7 protein-coding genes are annotated in these 7,650 nt (G+C 52.1%); all 7 read left to right on the plus strand.

Annotation, left to right across the window (positions count from 1 at the left end):
* Positions 1 to 27: 27 nt before the first annotated feature.
* The 7 genes from ugpB to ABJI08_RS13770 all read left to right on the plus strand — a co-directional run bounded on the left by ugpB (position 28) and on the right by ABJI08_RS13770 (position 7,546).
* Entirely contained in the window at positions 28 to 1,341 is a 1,314-nt protein-coding gene (gene ugpB / locus ABJI08_RS13740; RefSeq protein ID WP_348402419.1) for a sn-glycerol-3-phosphate ABC transporter substrate-binding protein UgpB, read from the plus strand.
* Positions 1,342 to 1,407: 66 nt separating this feature from the next.
* Positions 1,408 to 2,289, plus strand: a complete 882-nt coding sequence (gene ugpA / locus ABJI08_RS13745; protein ID WP_348402420.1) for a sn-glycerol-3-phosphate ABC transporter permease UgpA — start codon at positions 1,408 to 1,410, stop codon at positions 2,287 to 2,289.
* A 41-nt stretch (positions 2,290 to 2,330) separates the two neighbouring features.
* Positions 2,331 to 3,167 (plus strand): sn-glycerol-3-phosphate ABC transporter permease UgpE, encoded by an 837-nt coding sequence (gene ugpE, locus ABJI08_RS13750; RefSeq protein ID WP_348402425.1) that lies wholly within the window; start codon positions 2,331 to 2,333, stop codon positions 3,165 to 3,167.
* Between the two features lie 6 nt (positions 3,168 to 3,173).
* Complete coding sequence (locus tag ABJI08_RS13755) at positions 3,174 to 4,220, plus strand: sn-glycerol-3-phosphate import ATP-binding protein UgpC (protein WP_348402421.1); 1,047 nt, start codon at positions 3,174 to 3,176, stop codon at positions 4,218 to 4,220.
* On the plus strand, positions 4,220 to 5,110 hold the full coding sequence (locus tag ABJI08_RS13760) for a glycerophosphodiester phosphodiesterase family protein (protein ID WP_348402422.1): 891 nt from the start codon (positions 4,220 to 4,222) through the stop codon (positions 5,108 to 5,110). The genes ABJI08_RS13755 and ABJI08_RS13760 overlap by 1 nt, the downstream gene beginning before the upstream one ends.
* Before the next feature lie 136 nt (positions 5,111 to 5,246).
* On the plus strand, positions 5,247 to 6,845 hold the full coding sequence (locus ABJI08_RS13765) for a Na/Pi cotransporter family protein (protein ID WP_348402426.1): 1,599 nt from the start codon (positions 5,247 to 5,249) through the stop codon (positions 6,843 to 6,845).
* Between the two features lie 491 nt (positions 6,846 to 7,336).
* The gene (locus tag ABJI08_RS13770; RefSeq protein ID WP_348402423.1) at positions 7,337 to 7,546 is read left to right on the plus strand and encodes a transposase; all 210 of its coding nucleotides are present in this window, start codon (positions 7,337 to 7,339) and stop codon (positions 7,544 to 7,546) included.
* The last annotated feature ends 104 nt before the right edge of the window (positions 7,547 to 7,650 follow it).

Raw genomic sequence — 7,650 nt, forward strand, 5'->3', positions numbered from 1 at the left:
TCGGATTAGAATTCTGGGAGGAATGAAATGAAACGAACAACAATCGGCGCGCTCGCCGTTGGCTCCACACTGCTGTCTCCAATTGCTGCGTCGGCACAAACAGAGGTGCAATTCTGGCATGCGTTCACTGGTCGTCTTGGCGAGTTGGTTGCTGCGCAAGTCGATGAATTCAATGCCAGCCAAGACAACTATGTTGTCGTCCAAAGCCACAAAGGCAATTATTCCGAAACGCTGAATGCCGGCATTGCCGCGTTCCGCGCTCAGGAACAGCCACATATTCTAATGGTGTTTGAAGTCGGAACTGCGACAATGATGTCTGCCCGGGGCGCGACCCGTCCTGTCCACGAAGTCATGGAGCAAAGCGGCGCCCAGTTTGATCCTAGTGCCTATATCGGCGCGGTGAACGGGTACTACACCACCACCGAAGGCGACATGCTGTCTCTGCCTTTCAACGCCTCAACCCCAGTGCTCTGGGTGAACCGTGACGCGTTTGAGGCCGCTGGCGTCGACCCTGACATGGACCTATCAACTTGGCAAAATGTCGGCGATGCTCTGACAGCATTGCAAAAGGGCGGCTCAGAATGCCCGCTGGTCACAGCATGGCAGAGCTGGGTCCACCTTGAAAACTTCTCAGCTTATCACGACGTGCCATTTGCGTCCCAAGACAATGGGTTTGCTGGGCTAGATACTGAATTGACGCTGAATGGCGAAGCACAAGTTGCGCATCTGACTGCGATGGGCGAATGGGCACAAGACGGTAAGTTCATTTACACCGGCCGGCGCAATGAAGGCGGCGCAAACTTCCGCGCAGGTGAATGTGCGTTGTTCACTGAAAGCTCTGCTGGCTATGCAGGTATTAGTTCTGAAGCGAAATTCGATTTTGACGTGCGTCGACTTCCATACTGGGAAGGCGTTGGCAATGCACCGCAGAACACCATCATTGGTGGCGCGTCGTTGTGGGTTATGGAAGGGCATGAAGACGATGAGTACAAGGGCGCGGGCGAATTCCTGAGCTACCTGTCGTCGTCAGACGTTCAAGCTTCCTGGCACCAGAACACCGGTTACTTGCCCATCACAGCAGAAGCCGGTGAAGCGACGCGTGCTGCTGGTTTCTACGACGAAAACCCAGGCACCGAAATTGCCGTCCTGCAGATGACGGCGAACGAACCAACAGCCAATTCCAAGGGGCTGCGTCTTGGGTCGTTTGACCAAATTCGGGGTATTATCGACGAAGAGTTGGAAGCGATTTGGGCCGGTGACAAGTCCGCGCAAGAAGCGCTCGATAGCGTAGTCGAACGCGGCAATCCGCTTCTTCGCCGCTTTGAGCAAGCGAACCGCTAAGTCAACTATTCACCGGGCGCGTTCCTTCTTTGCGCGCCCGGCACATGACCATTCAGGCGAAAAATCATGGAAAAACGCGTCACCTTTCGGGGCTGGCTTTTGCCGCTATGCCTCATCGCGCCTCAAGTACTTGTCTCTGCGATCTTCTTTTTCTATCCCGCAGGACAGGCTATTTGGCAGTCACTATTCATCCCAGATCCGTTCGGGTTGTCGATGCAATATGTCGGTCTTGGGAATTTTAAGTACCTACTGTCGGACCCATATTATCGATCCTCGTTCGTCACGACTGCCGTCTTCTCAATCCTCGTGACAATCGTTTCGATGGTCCCAGCGCTGTTTTTGGCCGTGGTTGCGGATCGCTTGATTAAAGGGGCTGGCACTTATCGAACGATGTTGATCTGGCCTTACGCCGTTGCCCCTGCGATTGCAGGTGTTTTGTGGTTGTTCATGTTCAACACACGCGTCGGCGTTGTGTCTTGGTATCTTGGAAACCTGGGCTATGACTGGAACCACGTTCTGAACGGCAGTGAGGCCATGGGCCTTGTGGTCGTCAGTTCGGCTTGGGGTCGTATCAGCTATAACTTCCTGTTTTTCTTTGCGGCTTTGCAGTCGGTTCCGAAATCCGTAATCGAGGCGGCCGCCATTGATGGTGCAAGGTTCTGGCGTCGGTTCTGGACAATCGTTTTGCCGCTGCTGTCTCCTACCACATTTTTCCTGTTGGTCGTGAACGTCGTTTATGCCTTCTTTGAAACCTTTGGTGTTATCCACACGATCACCGCTGGTGGACCTCAACAATCCACGACGATCCTTGTATACAAGGTGTTCTCGGACGGGTTTGTAGGCCAAGACCTAGGGTCGTCTGCTGCGCAATCCGTGATTCTTTTGATCGTGGTCGGTGCCCTTACTGTTTTCCAGTTTAAGTTCGTAGAGCGGAGGGTTCACTATTGACCGATACAACTATGAAACCCCGTAAAGAACCCGCCCCGGGCATGGTCGAAAAGCGGGGTGCCGGACTGTGGATGACCCATGCAATAATGATCTTGGGCGTCTTGATTGTGTTCTTCCCCATCTGGTTGGCCTTCGTCGCTTCCACAGTGACACAGCCGGAAATCGTAAGCCCACCAATGCCCCTTTGGCCCGGTGATCAGTTCTTTGTGAACTACAAAGAGGCTCTGTTTTCGGGGGTAAATGTTCCGGTACTCACGATGCTTTTGAATAGCCTTGTAATGGCCATTGGCATCGCTGTCGGTAAGATCATCATTTCGTTGCTGTCCGCGTTCGCAATTGTTTACTTCAAATTTCCGGGTAAACAGGTCTTCTTTTGGTTGATCTTTTTGACCCTGATGTTGCCCGTCGAGGTGCGGATCGTTCCCACCTACGAAATCATCGCTGGCTTTGGGATGCTCAATAGCTATGGCGGCTTGATCTTCCCATTAATCGCATCCGCGACAGCGACATTCTTGTTCCGTCAGTTCTTTATGACGGTCCCCGATGAGTTGGCCGAAGCCGCCCGAGTCGATGGTGCGCGTCCGATGCGGTTCTTTAAGGACATTCTGTTCCCGATGAGCCGGACAAACATCGCGGCGCTTTTCGTGATCCTCTTTATTTATGGCTGGAACCAGTATCTGTGGCCGCTTCTGATCACTACGGACCCGGAAATGAACACCATCGTTATGGGTATCAAACAAATGTTCCCGTCGGGCGATGATGTCGCGGACTGGCCCGTGATCATGGCGACTTCCATTCTGGCAATGATCCCACCTGTGATCGTGGTCATCTCAATGCAAAAACTCTTTATCCGCGGTCTCGTGGACAGCGAAAAGTAGGTAGACATGGCAACTGTTGAACTCAATAACGTCAAAAAGAGATTTGGCTCGGTGGATGTGATCCACGGTGTCAGCACCCAAATTCAAGACGGTGAATTCATCGTCATCGTTGGGCCATCGGGCTGCGGGAAGTCCACACTTCTTCGCATGGTTGCCGGTCTGGAAAGCGTGTCCGAAGGGGAAATCGGCATTGCCGGTAGAACCGTCAATACGCTGGAGCCTATGGACCGAGACATCGCAATGGTGTTCCAGAACTACGCTTTGTATCCGCATATGAGCGTGCGCGATAATATGGGTTATGGCCTAAAGATCGCGAAAATTCCCAAGACCGAAATAGAGAAGAAGGTGAACGAAGCGGCCAAGCTTTTGCAGCTGGAAGAATACCTTGATCGTCGCCCTCGAGATCTATCAGGAGGTCAGCGACAGCGTGTGGCAATGGGGCGTGCGATTGTACGTGAACCAGCCGTGTTTTTGTTCGACGAACCACTGTCCAACCTTGATGCAAAGCTGCGTGTGCAGATGCGCCTAGAAATTCGAGACCTGCAAAACCGGCTTGGGATTACGTCGCTATATGTGACCCATGATCAGGTCGAAGCCATGACAATGGCGGATCGTATGATCGTGATGAATGGGGGGCGTGCAGAACAAATCGGTACCCCACTTGAGGTGTACGAGACACCGAAAACCTTGTTCGCGGCGCAATTCATCGGCAGTCCATCGATGAACGTATTCAAAGCAAATGTTGACGGCGACCTGTTGAAAGTTGGCGACGCAACTATCCCCGCCAAGACGTCTGCCTCAGGCAATGTCACCGCTGGCATTCGACCCGAACACGTTATCGCGGACGAAAACGGAGCATTGGCGATCACGGTGCAAATGGGCGAACCATTGGGCGCGAATACTTTGCTGCATGGTCGGTTGGATGGCACGACGGATGCGTTCACAATCAGCGTTCCCGGCGTGCATCATGCTGTTGCCGGCGAAACAATCCGGTTTTCCGTTGATCCAAACAACATGCATTTTTTCGATACTGATACAGGTCAGCGTATCTAATGCAGCGCACCGCAGATCAACAACAGATCTTGGTATACGGCCATCGGGGCGCGCGGGGTATTTTCCCTGAGAACACGATGGCCGGTTTCCAATACTTGTACGATATTGGCATCACAGCTGTAGAGCTTGACGTCCAAAATGCTGCTAACCGTTTGACTGTTCTTTCGCATGATCCACATGTAACTCTAACTAAGGGCGCCGATCCGCAGTTGGTTCGTAAAACCACCTCTGATCAACTTCTCTATCTAAAAGTCGGCGGTTTGCGCCCTGGCAGTACAGATTTGAGTCTTTTCGCCGACCAGGCGCAATTGGTCGATGAACATGTCCCTACCTTTGAAACGTTTTGCAAATGGGCAGCGGATCATGTGCCGATGTTGATCAATGCCGAGATAAAATCTCATGCCATAAACCCTGACCTTTACGATCCGCCAGAGGTCATAATTTCAGACGTCGTGGACCAATTGGAAAGATACAGGCTAACTGACAGATGTGTGATTTCCAGTTTTGACTGGCGGGTACTTAGCGCTTGCGCCTTGCGGTCACCCGACATTTCGCGTGGTTATCTTACGTTAGAGCAACCCCACGGAACAGAGATGGAGCCAAATGTTGTCGACGGGTCACAATGGTTGGACGGCGCTTCGCGTGAAGATAATGGCGGAACATTGCCCCAAATGATCGCAGCTCTCGGCGGAAAGTTCTGGTGCCCATATTTTAAGGATCTAACCGAACACGACTTGGCAATTGCCCAGAGTCTTGGTGTGTTGGTCAATGTTTGGACCGTCAATGAGACTGCGGACATAGACAGAATGATCGACATGGGCGTGGACGGGATTATTTCAGATTATCCTGCACGCGTTCTGAATATTTTGAAGCGACGCAACCAGATCTGATCGCATCATTCATGATCGTTCTCTGGCAGTTTCAATTTACTAACAATGTCTCCATAAACTCAACCACACCCCCAAGCCGTCGAAAGGTTGGCCACGAATGCTCTTATTGATCGAACTTGTGGGGGCAATTGGCCTCATGTTGTTTGGCCTAAGGCAAGTCCGAAACGGTATGATGCGGGCTTTCGGAACCAGTTTGAAACGCCTGGCGAGCCGCACTGAAGGTCGCATCGTTCCGACGTTTTTGGCAGGACTTTTGGTGGCTGTCTTGCTGCAAAGCAGTGCAGCGACAGCGATGATTTCGGCGACTTTCGCGGTGCAGGGTGCGATTAGCGCCGCTACAGCGTTTATTACAGTTTTGGGCGCAGATGTAGGGAGCGCGATCGCCGCACTTATTGCGTCACAGAAAATTACGGCCGTTTCCCCGTTGCTGATCGCCGTTGGCTATTTTGGGGGGCAATCCGCAAGCTCACCCCGATCTATTGGGTTGTTCAAATCAACATTGGGAATCGGCCTGGTGCTTTTGGGCTTGTCCCTTATCGGTGCAACCGCGCTAGAGATTAGCCAGTTTGAAGAATTCGCAACAATTCTGGGCATCTTTGCAAAGCAACCGGTCCTTGTTTTGATCCTAGGGGCCGCGATCTCATATCTCGCACATTCCAGCCTCGCGGTGATTTTGCTGACCGTAGGATTGGCGAATGCGGGTGTGTTGGACCTGCAGGCAAGTCTCTTTATGGTGCTTGGTGCAAATGTAGGCAGCGGAGTTCTACCGCTCGTTGCTCATTGGCAATCCAGCCGGGCCGCACGAATTCCGCTTGTCGCAAATCTATATGTGCGACTGGTTGGCGTGGCTGTTACCGCTTTCGCTCTTCTTTTGGGCGTCCCTTTACCCGAAATCGGAGGCGCATCTTTACCGTTGGCACTGCACCTTGTGCTGAATGTCTCAGTGGCTTTGCTAGGTGTAATCGGCGCGCGGACTTGGCTTGCATTGGCCGGAAGTTTTGCGGCCGAAGATACATCAGTATCAGACGAAATTCGTCCGAAACACTTGGATCCAACGGCGCAAGAATCCCCATCCAAGGCTCTTGCTTGCGCTAAACGGGAAGCGCTGCGCATGGCTGACATCGCCCAAACGATGGTTCGAAATGTCGCGCCAATTTTGGAAGACAGCGATAGCGAGCTTTGCGAAGCAACCAGCAATCTTGATGACGGGTTGGATACGTTATTCGAATCCATAAAAATTTACATGGCTCGAACCATGCAGCAAGAATTGACCGATCAAGAAAGCCGCCAAGCCCAAGATTTACTGACATTCATAGCGAGTATGGAGCATATTGGCGATATTGTGGATTGCGATCTCCTTGTGCTCGCTCGTAAAAAAGCGACACGCCAAATTGACTTCTCAGGGGAAGGCGTGGCCGAATTGAATGATTTGCATGCGAGCGTTTGTATGAACTTTGATCTAGCTGTGAATGCTTTCCTGACCTACGATCCGGAGCTCGCCAAGCAACTATATGACGCCAAAGAGAGCGTGCGCGAAATAGAAGCTGAATCCTTCGCCACTCACATAAGTCGAATTGGGTCAGGGCGGTCCGATAGTATTGAGAGCAGCGATTTGCACCTTGATTTATTGCATGGCCTCAAACGGATAAACAGCCACCTGACCACAACCGCCTACCTTGTTCTAAAGGCGTCAGGTGAAACACCGCGAACAAAGTGGAAAAAACGCAAGGCCTAACCATTATGAAGGTGACGTGCTCGAGAATTGGGGAGGCCACCCGCAGCGATGTTATCGGCGATAGTCTTAGCTTTCCGGAAAGGGATCATCGCGCTTGGCGCCAATTTTCAGTTATTCTGCAGTGTGGGACATGTGATTGAAAATTACCCTTAGAGAAGTGCCTGAGTTCGACCACTGCGATCAGGGCAGCTTCGACACCTATGACCAATAGTGTCAGGATAAGCGTGTCGAACGGATCTCCAAACTTGAAAGTAAGCCATTCATCATGGTTTCCAATCCGAAAAATCGCCACCAGCGGACCGCAAAGATCAACCCCGCATCACCTAGGTTAAACTCGATCAAATGACTTCAGGCTTAGACGGTCATCTCGGCGGCATCGTTTGTCCAACGACGGAACGCGTCGAATCTGGTGTGGCAGTATTGGTTGAAGTGGTCCCAGGAAACCGGACAGTCGGCTAAGGAGTATCCCAAACCTTTGAAGGGATACGAGAATGGCAAAGCGCCGGAACTTTACAGATCAGTTTGAGGCCAAAGTGGCGTTGGAAGCGCTGCGAGGTGACAAGACGGTCCAGGAGATCGCAGCGCAGCATCAGTTGCACCCGAACCAGGTCAGTACGTGGAAGCGGCAGGCCATCGAGGGCATGGCTGACGTGTTCTCAGGCGGAAAGCGGAAGCGACCTCTATCATTCGCGGTCTGTTGACCGAGATCAGGTTGATCCCAGAGGACGGCGCGTTAGCCGTTGAATTGGTTGGGGAATTGGCAGGTTTGTTGGTGTTGGGTATGTCCCAAAACGAAGAAAGCCAC

The organism is Shimia sp. (genome assembly GCF_039969785.1).
Taxonomy (GTDB): Bacteria; Pseudomonadota; Alphaproteobacteria; order Rhodobacterales; family Rhodobacteraceae; genus Shimia.

Coding starts and splice junctions, on each gene's coding strand:
- ugpB (WP_348402419.1), top strand. CDS start 28: ATGAAACGAACAACAATCGGCGCGCTCGCCGTTGGCTCCACACTGCTG.
- ugpA (WP_348402420.1), top strand. CDS start 1,408: ATGGAAAAACGCGTCACCTTTCGGGGCTGGCTTTTGCCGCTATGCCTC.
- ugpE (WP_348402425.1), top strand. CDS start 2,331: ATGGTCGAAAAGCGGGGTGCCGGACTGTGGATGACCCATGCAATAATG.
- ABJI08_RS13755 (WP_348402421.1), top strand. CDS start 3,174: ATGGCAACTGTTGAACTCAATAACGTCAAAAAGAGATTTGGCTCGGTG.
- ABJI08_RS13760 (WP_348402422.1), top strand. CDS start 4,220: ATGCAGCGCACCGCAGATCAACAACAGATCTTGGTATACGGCCATCGG.
- ABJI08_RS13765 (WP_348402426.1), top strand. CDS start 5,247: ATGTTGTTTGGCCTAAGGCAAGTCCGAAACGGTATGATGCGGGCTTTC.
- ABJI08_RS13770 (WP_348402423.1), top strand. CDS start 7,337: ATGGCAAAGCGCCGGAACTTTACAGATCAGTTTGAGGCCAAAGTGGCG.